The following is a 14,446-nucleotide window of genomic DNA, read 5'->3' as shown; positions in this document are numbered from 1 at the left end:
ACCGACCGTGGTGCCGATCGCACCCGCCGACGATCGCGGTGCTCCGCTCAGGTGATCCCCAATGTCGGCTCAAATCCAGGTCAAAAGGTCCCGACGCGGGCGGGATCTTGTCGCCGACTTGACATGCCAAACCATTCAATCTGTACTGAGCCGGTTAGAAAACTGCTTACACTGGATTGACTAGATCTGGTCGGCGACGCTGCGGTCGCCCTACGACCCGAGGGGTGCACCTCATGCGCAAGCTCATCGTCCTGGCCTTCGTGGGCCTGGTCGCCCAGCTGATCGACGGCTCGCTGGGGATGGCGTACGGCGTCACGTCGTCCACGCTGTTGCTCGCCACCGGCGTCGCGCCCGCCGCGGCCTCGGCCGCGGTCCACTTCTCCGAGATCGGGACCTCGCTGGTGTCCGGCTTCTCCCACCACAGGCTCGGCAACGTCGACTGGCGCACCGTCTCGATCCTGGCGCTGCCCGGCTTCGTCGGCGCCTTCGCCGGCGCGACCTTCCTGGCCGGTGTCGACGGCGACACCGCGAAGCCGTGGGTGGCCGCGATCCTGCTCGGCCTGGGCGGCTACGTGATCTGGCGGTTCCTCGTGCTCGGTGGCCGGCGCCCGACGTTCAAGGCCCGGCCCTCGGCCCGCTTCCTGGCGCCGATGGGCCTGGTCGGCGGTGCGCTCGACGCGATCGGCGGGGGCGGCTGGGGCCCGGTCGGCACCACCACCCTGCTGTCGTCGGGCCGGCTCGAGCCGCGCAAGGTGATCGGCTCGATCGACACCTCCGAGTTCGTCGTCGCGGTCGGCGGCTCCCTCGGCTTCATCCTCGCCCTCGGCTCGCAGGGCATCGAGTGGTCCTACGCCGGCGCGCTGCTCGCCGGTGGCGTGGTCGCCGCCCCGATCGCCGCCTGGCTGGTCAAGCGGCTCGCCGCCCGGGTCCTGGGCGTCGCGGCCGGTGGCCTGATCGTGCTCACGAACTCCAAGACCATCGCCGAGGCCGTCGGCGCCTCGGACGTCCAGGTGGCGCTGCTCGCGGGCAGCATCTTCGTGCTCTGGATCGCCGGCATCACCCGCGCGGTCCGCCAGGAGCGGCGGGCCCGCGAGGTCGCGGCCCGCGAGGAGGAGCTGGTCGCGGTCTGATCCGAGCCGGGCCGCGCTCGGGGTGCCGGCGGCTGCGCCGTACTCCCCAAGGTCGACTGAACAAGTCGACACATCTGACACACTTGACCCATGCGAGTCTCCGCGAAGTCCGACTACGCCCTGCGTGCGCTGATCGAGATGGCCTCGCGCGCGGATGGTCGGGCCGTGAGCGCGGAGGAGCTCGGCCGGCTCCAGGAGATCCCGCACGGCTTCCTCCAGGCGATCCTCGCCGACCTGCGCCGGGCCGGGATCGTGATGTCCCAGCGCGGCCAGTCGGGCGGCTGGCGGATGGGCCGGTCCGCGGCGGACGTCTCGGTCGCGGACGTGATCCGTGCGGTGGACGGCCCCCTGGTCTCGGTCTACGGGCTGCGCCCCGAGGCGGTCAGCTACAACGAGGCCGCGGACGTGCTCCAGCACGTGTGGATCGCCGCCCGCCACTCCCTGCGCGACGTCTTCGAGCAGGTCTCGATCCAGCAGCTCGCCGACGGCCGGCTCCCCGACGCGGTCACCACCCGCACGGCCGACGAGGACGCCTGGCAGCCCCACTAGCCAGGTCGGTCACCCGGCCTCGGCCAGCCGCCGCTTGAGCTTGCGCTTCTTCCGCTCCAGCTCGGCGTTGCGCTCCTCGAGCACCTGGTTGTGCTCGCGCAGCCGGGCCACCTCGACGAGCACGTTGGCGAGCGCGTCGGTGGCGGTCGTGAGCCGCTCCTCGGCGGGCACCTCGTCGGGCAGCGGCACGCCCGGTTCCGGGTGGGCCGGCAGCAGCGCACCGGTGTCGCCGTGCACGTCGTACCCGCCGTCGGCGATCTGCTTGCGCCAGCGCTCGCCGACCTCGAGCAGGTCGTCGTACAGGTCGGCCGGGAGCGCCGGCGCGACCGTGGCGTCGGCGGGCGCGCCCTCGGAGAGGTAGCGGCGGACGACGGCCCGGTGGGTCCGGGCGGCGAGCCGGCCGTCGACGGCGCGGTTGACGTTGCGCAGCACGGCGATGCCCGCGGCGTCCGGGCCGGCCCGGCGGTCGCCGCTCAGCGGCAGCAGCCGGGCGTCGAACCCGACGACCGCGCCGATCGCACTCCACACCGCGTCGTACCGGTCCGCGGCATCTGGCTGGACGGCGACCACGTGGACCCGGTGCGGCTTGCGGACGGCGGCAGCCCAGCGCTCCAGCACGGCGCCGAGCTCCTGCCCGGCCCAGAACCGCTGGGCCTGCTCGTGCTCGCGCTCCGGGTCGAGCACGCGCTTGCAGAACCGGGCGAACGAGACCGAGCGGCCGGCCTCGACCGAGGCTGCCCAGGCGGCCAGCAGCTGGCTGCCGAGGTCCCGGGCGGTGACGACGACGTGCACCTCGAAGCCGGCGAGGCCGTCGAGGAGGAGGTCGATCTGGGCCGGCGTGCAGGCGGCGAGCAGCTCCTGGCTGAAGATCACGTCGCGGCGGCCCTTGTGGGCGCGGCGGCAGATCGCCGCCCAGGCGCCCTCGACCTCGCGGCGCTCGTAGCCCCAGGCGCGGTGGTCGCGGCGGATCTCGATCGCGGCGCGGAACATCTCCTCGGCCGAGATCGCCGGGTGGCAGACGCCGGCGGCGTCCAGGGCGTCGGCGTGCTGGGCCAGCGCGGAGTCGAGGAAGGCGCCCCCGGTGCGAGGCAGCCCGATGTGCAGGTAGGCCTTGCGTTTGCGTGCCATGACCGCACCGTGACATCTCGGGTGGGCCGGACGGTGAACGCCGGGTGACGGCTTCTCGTGGGCGGACCGGCGCGACGGATCTAGAACGTGTTGCAGTTCTGGGCCTAGGATGCCCGGATGATCACCTCCGACGCCATCACCTGGAACGCCCCCGACGACCCGCACCCCGCTCGGGCGGCGTCCCAGCGCTCCTACTCCGCCGTGGCGAAGGGCGACCTGGCCGAGTGGTTGACGGTGTACGCCGAGGACGCCGTGCTGGAGGACCCCGTCGGGCCGTCGCTGTTCGACCCCGACGGCGCGGGGCACCGCGGGCACGAGGGGATCACCGCGTTCTGGCAGGCCGCGATCGCGCCGATCGAGCGGTTCGAGTTCGAGATCAACGACTCCTTCGCGAACCCCGGCAGCAACACCTGCGCCAACATCGGCCGGATCACCACGTCGTTCCCCGACGGCAGCCACACCACGACCGACCTGATCATGGTCTACGTCGTGGACGACGACGGCCGGGTCGCCTCGATGAAGGCCTACTGGGAGCCGGAGCGGACGATGGCGACCTTCACGAAGGGCTGAGGGCCCAGCCCGCAGGCTCAGTCGCGCACGTGCCGGGCGACCCACTCCACGAGCGGGCGCAGCGCCTGCCAGTCGGCGCGGACCAGGTCGAGCAGCTCGGGGGTGTGGATCACCGGCTCGAAGCCGAGCGGGTGCCCCGCGACGAGCGAGCGATGCCGGAGCAGCTCGATCCGCGGATGGTCGGCGTCGTACCCGCGGGGGCTGGTCTTGAGCCGGTCGCCGCCGATCTCGAAGCCCGTGCGCTCCAGGGCACGCAGCACCTTCTCGAGCTCGGGCCCGAACCGGTCGTGCGCCACCGCCGCGCGGAACGCCGCGAGCCGCGGCCCGCTCGCCTCGTAGAAGCCGGCGCCGGTGCGCACACCGCGCGGCGAGACCTCGACGTACCAGCCGGTCGCCTCGCCGACCCGGACGAACGCGCCCTGGTGGGTCTTGTACGGCGTCTTGTCCTTGGCGAACCGCACGTCGCGGTAGGGCCGGAAGATCTTGGCCGCTCCGAACTCGGGCTCGAGCGTGGCGCACAGTGCGGTCATCGGCGCCTTGACCGCCTCGGCGTACACCGCCTTGTGCTTCTCCCAGAACGCCTTGGTGTTGTCGACCTCGAGGTCGTCGTAGAAGTCGAGCGCGGCGACGGGGAATCCGGTGAAGGCGGCATCGGTCACGCGGCGAGCGTAACCAGCGGACTCGGGCGGCGATCCCGGGTGGCGAGGTGGCGCCGCCCGCTGCAGCGTCACCACCTCGCCGGTGCGTCGGATCCCGAGGGTCCGACACTGGGTCCAACGCAAGGATTGCGAGTATGTGACGGCCCGGGTCCGGATTTCTCCGCCCGCGCGCATCGCCTCAGGAGAGCGTCGCGGCGACCTGCTCGTCGCCGTCCTCGGCCAAGGCGGTCACCGTCAGCGTGTCGCCGCCGCACCGCGGCTCGGCGAGGAACGCCTGCCCGCCGGGCGACCGGTAGACCACGGCGAGGCCGGTGTCCGGAGCCCACCGCATCAGGCTCGCGGGGTCGCCCTCGCGCTGCGGGTCCCGCACGAAGTACGCCGCGCCGGCGCACCACACCAGGGTGCCCGCCGTACCGGGCCCGAGGTCGGCCTGCGTGTCGCCGGCGCTCGCGTAGAAGTGCGCGCTCTCGACCTGACGCTCCTTGGGGATGACCGACCACACCGCGCCGTCGTCGGTGCGCAGGCCGTCCCAGCCCTTGCAGTCCTCGACGCCGGGGAACGGCGTGGCCCGGTCGCCCTCGACGGAGACCAGGGTGCGGCAGGACGGCTGGCCGTCGTCGAAGCTGAGCAGCGAGGTGCCCGCGGGGGTGATCCGGGCGTCGTTGAAGCCGTGCCGCTTCGGCGCGCACCAGCCGACCTCGGACGCGCGGGTGGCCAGGTCGACGGTCGCGAGGCAGTACGCGCCCTTGGCGCCGACCGTCGCGTGCACCAGCCGCCCCTCGCCCAGGGCCCAGGTGCCGCCGGTGGTGGTGGGCACCTGGGAGTGCCCGTCGACCCGGAACCGCTTGCCGGTCGCGAGGTCGGTGACCTCGGCGGTCATCGGGCGCTGCTCGGCCTGGTCCTGCAGCACGACGACCGCCCAGTCGCCGTCGATCAGCGCGTCGCCGACCCGCTGGCCCGGTCCGGCCGTGCCGCGGGCCGGTTCGGGGCCGTCGAGCCGGTAGCCGCGGCCGCCGCGGTCGACGGTGAGCGTCCACTCCCCGCTGCGGGTCGCGGTCGCCTCGACCGGCCCGTCGACCGGCTGCCAGTCGAGGAGGTCGGTGGCGGGCCCCGCGTCGGACGAGCCCGCGGACGCGTCCGGCGTCGCGGCCGTGGAGGTGGACGGCGCCGGGGTCGGCGTAGGACCGGGCCGCGGCTCGTCGGGGTCGCTTCCGCCGCACCCACCGAGCGCGAGGCCGAGCACCACCGCGGTCGCGGCGTACCGCAAGGCCCGCATCAGACCCCCACGTTGTGCCCGAAGTGCGCCTGGTTGGCGCGGTAGCTCTTGTACGCGTTGCGCCACTGCACCCGGGAGATGTAGGGCTCCGAGGGGTCGAAGCGCTGCTGGTTCCAGGGCTCGAAGTAGCCGAGCAGGTCGGGCTTGGCGCCGCGCTTGGCGTAGCCGCGGCCGACCTGGAAGTGCCCGGAGGCGTCGTCGTCGAGGTAGGGGTAGAACCGCTTGAGCAGCACCGGGTGCAGCACGACCGGCGCCCGGTAGTCGGCGAGGTGGCGCATCATCAGCAGCATCCACTTGCGGAAGTCGTAGTGGCTGATGTCGAGCACGATGTAGGGCCCGGCATGGTCCTCACGGTCCCAGCCCGTGCTCTGGTTGACGACCCGGACCATGTCGTAGACCGAGCTGCCGCTGCTGGTGGTGTGCAGCCGCCGGGCCCAGTGCCCCTGGGTCTGCCGCCGGTCGCGCCAGCCCCACGCGATCATCTGCATCGAGGTCGGGCCGCACCAGTAGGTGCGGTTCTGCGCCGCCACCTGCTTCGGGTTCAGGATCGCGGTGCGTCGTGGGTAGTCGCGCATCGTCTTGAGGCTCGCCCGGGTCGGGGCGGCGGTCGGCGAGGACGAGGCCGTTGCGCTCGCCCTGCCCGTCGGGCTCGCCGTGGCCGCGGTCCGCGCGGCCGGTACGCCGGCGCGCGCCTCGGGGTGCTCCTCCAGGAAGCCGCTGGGCAGCGGGACGCCCTCGATCTGGTGGCGCAGCAGCCACACCTTCGCGAGCGACCGCGCGGCCATGGTCAGCTCCGCGCGGTCGGCGGCGGCGCGGGCCGACGGGCTGAGTCGGGCCCGCTGCGCGAGCGCCGCCGCGGCGTCCAGGTCGCCGGTCCCTTCGGGTGCCCCGGCCGGACGGGCGGCCGCGCGGCGGGCGGCCGCGCGGCGGGCGGCCGCGCGGCGGGCGGCCGTGGCCATCCGGGCCCGGACCTGGTCCTGGGTGTCCTCGGTCCAACCGGTCCCGAGGCAGTAGCGCTGGCCCTCGAAGTCGGCGCAGCGCACCGCCGAGGCGGCAAGCTGCTCGGGCGTCGCCTTGCCGGACACCCGGCCGAGCGCCCGACCTTCGGCCACCACCCGGTCGATCTCCTCCTGCAGCGGCGGGGTCACCCGCGACCAGCCGGCCGTCGTCGCCGGGCGCAGCGCGCCCGCCTTGCCCTCGCCCGAGGGTGCGATCGCACCCTCGTCGTGCTCTCCTCGGGGGAGGAACGGGGTCACGGCGAGCAGCACGACCAGCGCGCCGGCGAGGATCAGGAGGAGACGGCGGGACATGGGACGACCTCGAGACGGTGGGGAAGACCAGCCGTCCCACTGTCACCTTGTGTCACTGGTCTAGTCAAGTTCCCCAGGAGTCACAGGTCCCGATCGGGTCTCGGCGCCAGCAAGGCCTGAGCCCCGGGTTGGTTTCCCCGGTTCACCGGGGATGTTGGAACTTCTGGCCCGAAGTTTCGGCCCAACAGTTCCGGTTTCCCCGGTGAACCGGGGAAACCAACCACCGCGCAGCCCGGGTCGACTCGGGCGCGGCCGACGTCCTCGGGGGATTCGTGGAGCGGATGACGAGACTCGAACTCGCGACATCGACGTCGGGGCACAGCGTCGCGCTCGTGAGCGCGGCCGACGTCCTCGGGGGATTCGTGGAGCGGATGACGAGACTCGAACTCGCGACATCGACGTCGGGGCACAGCGTCGCGCTCGTGAGCGCGGCCGACGTCCTCGGGGGATTCGTGGAGCGGATGACGAGACTCGAACTCGCGACATCGACGTCGGGGCACAGCGTCGCGCTCGTGAGCGCGGCCGACGTCCTCGGGGGATTCGTGGAGCGGATGACGAGACTCGAACTCGCGACATCGACGTCGGGGCACAGCGTCGCGCTCGTGAGCGCGGCCGACGTCCTCGGGGGATTCGTGGAGCGGATGACGAGACTCGAACTCGTGACATCGACGTCGGGGCACAGCGTCGCGCTCGTGAGCGCGGCCGACGTCCTCGGGGGATTCGTGGAGCGGATGACGAGACTCGAACTCGTGACATCGACGTCGGGGCACAGCGTCGCGCTCGTGAGCGCGGCCGACGTCCTCGGGGGATTCGTGGAGCGGATGACGAGACTCGAACTCGCGACATCGACGTCGGGGCACAGCGTCGCGCTCGTGAGCGCGGCCGACGTCCTCGGAGGATTCGTGGAGCGGATGACGAGACTCGAACTCGCGACATCGACCTTGGGAAGGTCGCGCTCTACCAACTGAGCTACATCCGCACGACCCGCGGGAAGCGGGTCGGCGCACATGCTATATCGATCAGTCTCCGCCCGGAGAAATGACCCGGGGTACGGCGGGGGCGAGCACGTCCACGAGGGTCGGGTACTTGGGACTGACCAGGTCCCCGGACGAGCGGCCGGTGAGCCGCCGGCGCACCCAGGGCGCGAGGAACTCACGGGTCCAGCGGGCGTTCTCGGTGAACCGCTCGCGGCGGTCGAGCACCGGGATGGGGGCGAGGGTGGGGAGCGCCAGCTCATGGGCGATCCCGAGCGCGTCGAGGACCCGGGTCGCCATGTAGGCGTGGCCGGCGGAGTTCAGGTGCATCCGGTCGGAGTCCATGACCGCGGGCAGCTCGACATCGCGCATCCGCCACTGGTCGACCAGCGTCGCCCCGTGCCGGTCGGCGATCTCGCGGACCCACTCGTTGAACACGGCGAAGCGACCTCGCATGGCAGCGAAGACCCCGGTCGTGCCGGGGTCGAAGAGCGTGAACATCACGACCCGGGCGCCGCTGGTCGAGAGGCGCTCGATGGCCTGCTCGTAGCGGGCGGCCAGTGCGTCGACGTCGACCCGGGGCCGCAGCACGTCGTTGCCGCCGCCGTGGATCGTGACCAGGTCGGGGCGCAGGGCGAGCCCGGCGTCGAGCTGCTCGTCGAGGATCGCGGGCAGCTTGCGGCCGCGGATCGCGAGGTTGGCGTAGCGGAAGTCCGGCTCGAGGGTCGCCAGGTGCTCGGCCACCCGGTCGGCCCAGCCGCGCAGGCGGTTGGGGCGGTCGGGATCGGGGTCGCCGACGCCCTCGGTGAACGAGTCGCCCAGGGCGACGTACCGGTGCAGGCTCACCGGGCCATTCTCACCGTCCCCGCATCCCGTGCCCACGGCGGGTGGCGGCCGGTAGGTTGAGCGCGTGCTGCTGTCAGACCGCGACATCCTGGTCGAGATCGACGCCGGGCGGGTCGCCCTCGAGCCCTACGACCCGGGCATGCTCCAGCCGTCGTCGATCGACGTCCGGCTGGACCGGTTCTTCCGGGTCTTCGAGAACCACAAGTACCCCCACATCGACCCGGCCGCCGACCAGTCGGACCTGACCCGGATGGTCGAGCCCGAGGGCGACGAGCCGTTCATCCTGCACCCGGGCGAGTTCGTGCTCGGCTCGACGTACGAGGTCGTGACGCTGCCCGACGACATCGCCGCGCGCGTGGAGGGCAAGTCCTCGCTCGGCCGTCTCGGCCTGCTCACCCACGCCACCGCGGGCTTCGTGGACCCGGGGTTCTCCGGGCACGTGACGCTCGAGCTGGCGAATGTCGCGACGCTGCCGATCAAGCTCTACCCGGGGATGAAGATCGGCCAGTTCTGCTTCTTCCGGCTCTCCTCGCCCTCCGAGCACCCCTACGGCTCGGCGAAGTACGGCTCGCGCTACCAGGGCCAGCGCGGCCCGACGCCCTCGCGGTCGTACCAGAACTTCCACCGCACCCCGATCTAGGGCATGAGGTTAGGCTAACCTAACTTCATGGCAGTGACCCAGGCCCGGATGCCGATGATCCTCGACCAGGTCCAGGCGGTCCGCGTCGACCGGCTCTCCCCGTCCTTCGTCCGGGTCGAGCTCGGCGGCCCCTGCCTCGCCGACTTCGGCGTCGACGGACCGCTGTACGACCAGCGGATCAAGCTGATCTTCCCCCACGGCGCCGGCCGGCTGCCGTCGTTCACCGGCGCGGAGGAGTCGTGGTACGCCGCCTGGCTCGACCGCCCGGTCGAGGAGCGCGGCCACCTGCGCACCGCGCTGCGCCGGGCCCTGGTCACCGACCTCGGGCTGGACCGCCGCCAGGTCGCCTTCATGGGCTACTGGCGTCGGGGCGTGGCCATGCGCTCGTGATCCGAGAGCGATAGTCCCTGACGTTTGCGTGTTGTGGGAGCGCTCCCGAACCGCGCAAACGTCAGGGACTATCGCTGGTGGGTCAGTTGTCGATCCGGGTCGCGGCCCGGCGCAGCCCCTGGGCGAGCAGGTGGCGGTAGGTGGTGGCGGGGATCCGGGGGACGCGCGCGCGGGCGATCCGCTCGGCGAGCTGCTGGCGGGCGACCTCGGCGTCGAGGACCACGTTGCTGTACTCCATGACGTTCTCCTGCGGGTGGGTGGCGGGTGCTTCAGGCCTCGGACAGCACGATGTCGCCGCTGACCGTCTTGGCGCGGACCTCGACGTGGTCGGCGCCGTCGCGGGGCTGACCGGTGCCGTGGAGGTTCGAGCGGATCTCGCCGGCGACGGTGGAGATGTCGGTCCACACCGGTACGCCGGCAGGGATGCCGATCGCGACGTCCCCGGACGCGCCCTTGACCGTGACCCGGCCGCGGTGGGCGCGGGTGACGACCAGGTCGCCGGAGCCGGTGGTGAGGGCGACGTCGCCCTCGGCCTCGCCGACCTTGAGGTCGCCGGACCCGGTCTTGACGACGGCGGTGCCGCGGGTGGTCCACAGCTGCACGTCGCCGGAGCCGGTGGAGACGAGGACGGCGGCGGCCGCGTCGACCACCAGCACGTCGCCCGAGCCGCTCTTGGCCTTGAGGTCGGCGCCGGCCGACTCGATGCGGACGTCGCCCGAGCCGGTCTCGACCACCAGCGGGCCGTCGGCGGTGTCGACCTCGACGTCTCCCGAGCCGCTCTTGAGCTGGGTGGTGCCGACCGTGCCGGTGACCGTGATGTCCGCACTGCCCGTGCGGACCACCAGGTCGCTGCCGGTGGGCAGGGTGACGACGACGTCGAGTCGACTGTCCCCGCCGAAGAAGCCGCCGCGCTGCTTGGGGCCGATCACGCTGATCTGGTCCCCGTCCTGACGGACCAGGGCCTGCTCGGCGTCCCGGCCGACGACCTCGATGTGGGTCTCGGTCGTACCGGCCGCCTCGATCTTCACCGATCCCTTGCCGATCTCGGTGAGCAGGCGGACGGGCCGGGGGCTCTCGAAGTGGTGCTCGGTCATGGTGCTCTCTCCTGCGTCAGGGTGTGCTCGTGAGGGTGTGTTGAGCCACGGGGCCGGCCTGGTGCCGGTCCCGGGAGTGTGGGGGATGCCCGCTACAGCCAGCCGGTCATCCGGCGGTTGCCGCGCTTGCCGCCGAACGGGTCGTTGCCGCTGAGGAACGGGATGCTGGACAGGTCGATGTCGACGTTGATCGCGCTCTCCCGGGTGGCGGCGCGGACCACCGTCACCAGCCAGGTGTTGAGCGAGTGGCCCGAGCGGGCGGCCAGCTCCTCGGCCTTGGTCTTGACCGACTCGGGGATCCGCAGCGTGATCCGGGCGACGTTGCCGTCATCCTCGGGCTCGTCGTCGGGGGTGGCGGGCGCCGGCGCGGCGTCCGCGGGGGACGGCGCGGTGGTGTGCACGAGGAAGTCCAGCTCGCGCCCGGTGAGCCGGACGTCCACGCCGCCCTCCGGCATCTCGGCGGTGATCTCGGCGGCGGCTTGGGAGACCGCCTCCATCAGCGCGAGCCGGGCGGCCGGGTCCAGGGCGAAGGCCAGCCGCTCGGTCGCTTCCCGGGCCTCGGGTCCGGCCGCCTCGGCGGCGGCCATGAGATCCCGGCGGAGGCTCTCGACGTACGGCGTGATGTCCATGCGCACCACAATGACATCATCGTGGTGTCATTGTCAACGGTTTGCGACGTCATGGTGATGTCGCGGTGCCGCCGGACGTTTGTGCGTCCGGACGTCCGGGCACCGGACGTGGTGGTCCGTCCGGGCTGCGTCACCGAGGGGAACGAAAGGTCTTCACCATGGCGAGTCCGACCGTCCTGGCCACCGACACGATCATCTCGGCCAACGCCGTCGACTACGTGATCGTCGCCCTGTACTTCGCGGTCGTGCTCGGCATCGGGGTCGTGGCGCGCCGCCAGATCTCCGACTCCGTCGACTTCTTCCTCTCCGGCCGCTCCCTGCCCGCCTGGGTCACCGGGCTCGCCTTCATCTCCGCGAACCTCGGCGCAGTCGAGATCATGGGGATGTCGGCATCGGGAGCCGAGTTCGGGCTGCCGACCGTCCACTACTTCTGGATCGGCGCGATCCCCGCGATGCTGTTCCTGGGCGTCGTGATGATGCCCTTCTACTACGGCTCCAAGGTCCGCTCGGTCCCCGAGTTCATGCGCCGCCGGTTCGGCACCGGTGCGCACCTGGTCAACGCCGTCTCGTTCGCGGTCGCGCAGCTGCTGATCGCCGGCATCAACCTGTTCCTCCTCGGCAGCATCGTGCACGCGCTGCTGGGCTGGCCGCTGTGGGTGGCGCTGATCGTCGCGGCCGCGATCGTGCTCTCCTACATCACGCTCGGCGGGCTGAGCGCGGCGATCTACAACGAGGTGCTGCAGTTCTTCGTGATCGTCGCGGGCCTGCTGCCGCTGACCCTGATCGGGCTGCACCGCATCGGCGGCTGGGGCGGGCTGACCGACAAGATCACCGAGGCCGCCCAGGCCCACCCCGACGCCATCCCGCCGGCCGACCAGCAGCTGAACTCCTGGCCGGGCCTCCCGCTGACCGGGTTCGACTCCTCGCTGCTGTCGGTGATCGGGATCGTCTTCGGTCTCGGGTTCGTGCTGTCCTTCGGCTACTGGACCACCAACTTCGTCGAGGTCCAGCGCGCGATGGCCTCCAACTCGATCTCCTCGGCCCGCAAGACGCCGATCATCGGCGCGTTCCCGAAGATGTTCGTCCCCTTCATCACGATCATCCCCGGCATGATCGCCGCCGTCCTCGTCACCGAGATCGGCAAGGTGAAGGCAGGTCAGAGCGTGCCCGGCGGAGCGTCGGGCGACGGGGTCGCCTACAACGACGCGCTGCTCTACCTGATGCGCGACGTGCTGCCCAACGGGCTGCTCGGCCTGGCGATCACCGGCCTGTTGGCCGCGTTCATGGCCGGCATGGCCGCGAACGTCTCCGCGTTCAACACCGTGTTCAGCTACGACCTGTGGCAGCAGTACGTCGTCAAGGACCGCGACGACCACTACTACCTGGTGATCGGCCGGATCGCGACGGTGGCGGCGACCGTGGTCGCGATCTTCACCGCCGGCCTGGCCAGCAACTTCAGCAACATCATGAACTACCTCCAGGTGCTGTTCGGGTTCTTCAACGCGCCGTTGTTCGCGACCTTCATCCTCGGCATGTTCTGGAAGCGGATGTCCGCGGCCGCCGGCTGGGTCGGCCTCGTGGCCGGCACGGTCTCGGCCGTGATCGTCGCGTTCCTCAGCGAGGACGCGTTCGGCTCCTGGAGCACCGGGGCGCTGCCGATCAGCGGTCAGGGCGCGGCGTTCGTCGCCGCCGGCGTCGCCTTCGTGGTCGACATCGTGCTGAGCGTCGCGATCTCGCTCGTCACCCCGCCGAAGCCGGTCGAGGAGCTGCGCGGCCTGGTCTACTCCGAGACCCCGCGCGAGGACCTCGTCGACCCGGACGAGGCGTCCCACCCGTGGTACCAGCGCACGCTCCCGCTCGCCGGGGTGGCCCTGGTCCTGGTCATCATCTTGAACGTCATCTTCTAGAGGAGACGCCATGACCGAGAGCACCCCCACCAAGACCGCGGGACGGCACACCGCCGGCCTGTTGGACATCCGCAACATCATCGGCAGCCTGGTCGGCGTGTACGGCGTGATCCTCACCCTGATGGGCCTGTTCGCCGACCAGGAGTCGGACAAGACCGGCGACGTGAACGCCAACCTCTGGGCCGGCCTCGCGATGATCGTGGTCGGCGTGGTGTTCGTGACCTGGGCACGGCTGCGCCCGGTCGTGGTGCCCGAGCACCACGACCGCGCTCAGGACGAGCCGGCGTAGAGGGCCACCGCGTCGACGGCGCCGTCCTCGCGGTAGACCTCCAGCCGCAGCGGACAGCCCGAACGGCTCGGTGCGAGGACCAGCACCGCGAACGCGTCACCACTGTCCGCGACAGACGGCTGCGGCGGCACGCACGAGCCGAGACCTTCGGCGGCGGGCACGATCCGCACCGCGGGAACGGCGTACGTCGGGGGCCGCTCGGCGGTCAGCAGGACGCCGGAGACCGCCCGCAGCAGGTCGTCCAACACGCCGGTCTGCGCCCACGCGGCCGGGTCGCTGGCCTGGTCCCGGGTGAGCACCGTCGGGGCGCCCACCTCGGTGTAGACGAGGACCCGATCGGCGAACACCGGTCCGCTGCCGCGACCGGCGGCCAGGTCGACGAGCTGCCACGCGGTGGCGCGCCGTTGGTAGTCGGTCAGGCAGGTGATGCTCGCGGGCACCGCCGAGTAGAGCGTGATCGAGTCGCCCGGCCGGTACGCCGCGCCGCGCTGCGGGTCACTGCCCAGCGCGCGGCCCGCGACCTCGCACGCCCGGATCGGCTGGACCCTGACCTCGAGACCGAGCCCGGCGAGCAGGTCGCGGGCGGCCCGCTCGCTGTAGCCGAACACCGACGGCACCTGGTCGGGGTCGAGGTGGTCGGTGGGCGGCCGGTCCGGCCGGGTGACGGCGACCGCGGCGACGACCACGGCGAGCGCGCCGAGGGTGCCCGCGACGACCCGCCACGGCGGCCTCCGGCGCGCGGGCCGGGGGCCACGGACCGCGCCGGCGAGTGCGGCGTGCACGAGCGGGTCGGGGTCCTCCGCGCGGCGGATCCGCCGGCGCTGCGCGGCGAGCACGCCGCGGACCAGGGCCGGCGCGTCCTCCTCGGGCACGCCGAGGTCGACCGCGGCGCGCAGCAGCGCGTGCCACCGGGCGTCGACGTACGCCTGCGGGTCCATCCTCAGACGTTAGGGCTCGCCCATGAGAAGCGAGACGGCCGCGAGCTCGTCGATGCAGGAGTCCACGGAGCCCGGCGCCACCCCCGGGACGAGGAACGGGTCGTGTGCCTGAGCACG

At 72.2% G+C, this 14,446-nt stretch carries 16 protein-coding genes and 1 tRNA gene; 7 read left to right on the top strand and 10 right to left on the bottom strand.

Annotated features, from left to right (window positions below; translation table 11 throughout):
• Positions 1 to 233: 233 nt before the first annotated feature.
• Both NOCA_RS23845 and NOCA_RS23840 read left to right on the top strand, forming a co-directional pair.
• Entirely contained in the window at positions 234 to 1,130 is an 897-nt protein-coding gene (locus NOCA_RS23845; RefSeq protein WP_011757846.1) for a sulfite exporter TauE/SafE family protein, read from the top strand.
• A 90-nt stretch (positions 1,131 to 1,220) separates the two neighbouring features.
• Positions 1,221 to 1,679 carry an RrF2 family transcriptional regulator gene (locus NOCA_RS23840; protein WP_011757845.1) on the top strand — a complete coding sequence of 153 codons (459 nt, stop codon included), beginning with the start codon at positions 1,221 to 1,223 and terminating at the stop codon, positions 1,677 to 1,679.
• A 9-nt stretch (positions 1,680 to 1,688) separates the two neighbouring features.
• Here NOCA_RS23840 and NOCA_RS23835 read toward each other — a convergent pair whose 3' ends face one another.
• Positions 1,689 to 2,807, bottom strand: a complete 1,119-nt coding sequence (locus NOCA_RS23835) for a hypothetical protein (RefSeq protein WP_011757844.1) — start codon at positions 2,805 to 2,807, stop codon at positions 1,689 to 1,691.
• 117 nt (positions 2,808 to 2,924) lie between these two features.
• Between NOCA_RS23835 and NOCA_RS23830 the strand changes: the two genes are divergently transcribed.
• Complete coding sequence (locus tag NOCA_RS23830) at positions 2,925 to 3,377, top strand: nuclear transport factor 2 family protein (protein ID WP_011757843.1); 453 nt, start codon at positions 2,925 to 2,927, stop codon at positions 3,375 to 3,377.
• A 17-nt stretch (positions 3,378 to 3,394) separates the two neighbouring features.
• Here the strand turns inward: NOCA_RS23830 and NOCA_RS23825 are convergent, their stop codons facing one another.
• The 5 genes from NOCA_RS23825 to NOCA_RS23805 all read right to left on the bottom strand — a co-directional run bounded on the left by NOCA_RS23825 (position 3,395) and on the right by NOCA_RS23805 (position 8,442).
• A complete protein-coding gene (locus NOCA_RS23825; protein WP_011757842.1) occupies positions 3,395 to 4,036 on the bottom strand; it encodes a DUF2461 domain-containing protein in 642 nt (213 codons plus the stop codon).
• 178 nt (positions 4,037 to 4,214) lie between these two features.
• Positions 4,215 to 5,312, bottom strand: a complete 1,098-nt coding sequence (locus NOCA_RS23820) for a hypothetical protein (RefSeq protein ID WP_011757841.1) — start codon at positions 5,310 to 5,312, stop codon at positions 4,215 to 4,217.
• On the bottom strand, positions 5,312 to 6,622 hold the full coding sequence (locus NOCA_RS23815) for a C39 family peptidase (protein WP_011757840.1): 1,311 nt from the start codon (positions 6,620 to 6,622) through the stop codon (positions 5,312 to 5,314). Before NOCA_RS23815 ends, NOCA_RS23820 begins: the two co-directional genes overlap by 1 nt.
• A gap of 903 nt (positions 6,623 to 7,525) precedes the next feature.
• Positions 7,526 to 7,601: transfer RNA gene (locus NOCA_RS23810), tRNA-Gly, on the bottom strand.
• 40 nt (positions 7,602 to 7,641) lie between these two features.
• Positions 7,642 to 8,442 carry an SGNH/GDSL hydrolase family protein gene (locus NOCA_RS23805; RefSeq protein WP_011757839.1) on the bottom strand — a complete coding sequence of 267 codons (801 nt, stop codon included), beginning with the start codon at positions 8,440 to 8,442 and terminating at the stop codon, positions 7,642 to 7,644.
• Between the two features lie 64 nt (positions 8,443 to 8,506).
• On the opposite strand from NOCA_RS23805, the gene dcd reads away from it, so the two are divergent.
• Positions 8,507 to 9,082, top strand: coding sequence for a dCTP deaminase (gene dcd, locus NOCA_RS23800; protein ID WP_011757838.1), 576 nt, complete (start codon positions 8,507 to 8,509; stop codon positions 9,080 to 9,082).
• Between the two features lie 27 nt (positions 9,083 to 9,109).
• Positions 9,110 to 9,472 carry a siderophore-interacting protein gene (locus tag NOCA_RS23795; RefSeq protein WP_011757837.1) on the top strand — a complete coding sequence of 121 codons (363 nt, stop codon included), beginning with the start codon at positions 9,110 to 9,112 and terminating at the stop codon, positions 9,470 to 9,472.
• Positions 9,473 to 9,554: 82 nt separating this feature from the next.
• Here NOCA_RS23795 and NOCA_RS27700 read toward each other — a convergent pair whose 3' ends face one another.
• From NOCA_RS27700 to NOCA_RS23785, 3 genes are all read right to left on the bottom strand, one after another.
• The gene (locus tag NOCA_RS27700; protein WP_011757836.1) at positions 9,555 to 9,710 is read right to left on the bottom strand and encodes a hypothetical protein; all 156 of its coding nucleotides are present in this window, start codon (positions 9,708 to 9,710) and stop codon (positions 9,555 to 9,557) included.
• 31 nt (positions 9,711 to 9,741) lie between these two features.
• Positions 9,742 to 10,566, bottom strand: a complete 825-nt coding sequence (locus NOCA_RS23790; RefSeq protein ID WP_011757835.1) for a DUF4097 family beta strand repeat-containing protein — start codon at positions 10,564 to 10,566, stop codon at positions 9,742 to 9,744.
• Between the two features lie 92 nt (positions 10,567 to 10,658).
• Entirely contained in the window at positions 10,659 to 11,195 is a 537-nt protein-coding gene (locus NOCA_RS23785) for a pilus assembly protein HicB (RefSeq protein ID WP_041546893.1), read from the bottom strand.
• 176 nt (positions 11,196 to 11,371) lie between these two features.
• Between NOCA_RS23785 and NOCA_RS23780 the strand changes: the two genes are divergently transcribed.
• Both NOCA_RS23780 and NOCA_RS23775 read left to right on the top strand, forming a co-directional pair.
• The gene (locus NOCA_RS23780; RefSeq protein ID WP_197687753.1) at positions 11,372 to 13,102 is read left to right on the top strand and encodes a sodium:solute symporter family protein; all 1,731 of its coding nucleotides are present in this window, start codon (positions 11,372 to 11,374) and stop codon (positions 13,100 to 13,102) included.
• Between the two features lie 10 nt (positions 13,103 to 13,112).
• A complete protein-coding gene (locus tag NOCA_RS23775; protein WP_011757832.1) occupies positions 13,113 to 13,391 on the top strand; it encodes a hypothetical protein in 279 nt (92 codons plus the stop codon).
• Here NOCA_RS23775 and NOCA_RS23770 read toward each other — a convergent pair.
• Positions 13,373 to 14,329, bottom strand: coding sequence for a PASTA domain-containing protein (locus NOCA_RS23770; protein WP_011757831.1), 957 nt, complete (start codon positions 14,327 to 14,329; stop codon positions 13,373 to 13,375). The two genes, NOCA_RS23775 and NOCA_RS23770, sit on opposite strands and share 19 nt — an antisense overlap.
• Between the last annotated feature and the right edge of the window lie 117 nt (positions 14,330 to 14,446).

This window comes from Nocardioides sp. JS614 (assembly GCF_000015265.1).
Classification (GTDB): domain Bacteria; phylum Actinomycetota; class Actinomycetes; order Propionibacteriales; family Nocardioidaceae; genus Nocardioides.
The sequence above is the reverse complement of the archived record's forward strand: the minus strand, read 5'-3'. Positions and strand labels throughout refer to the sequence as shown.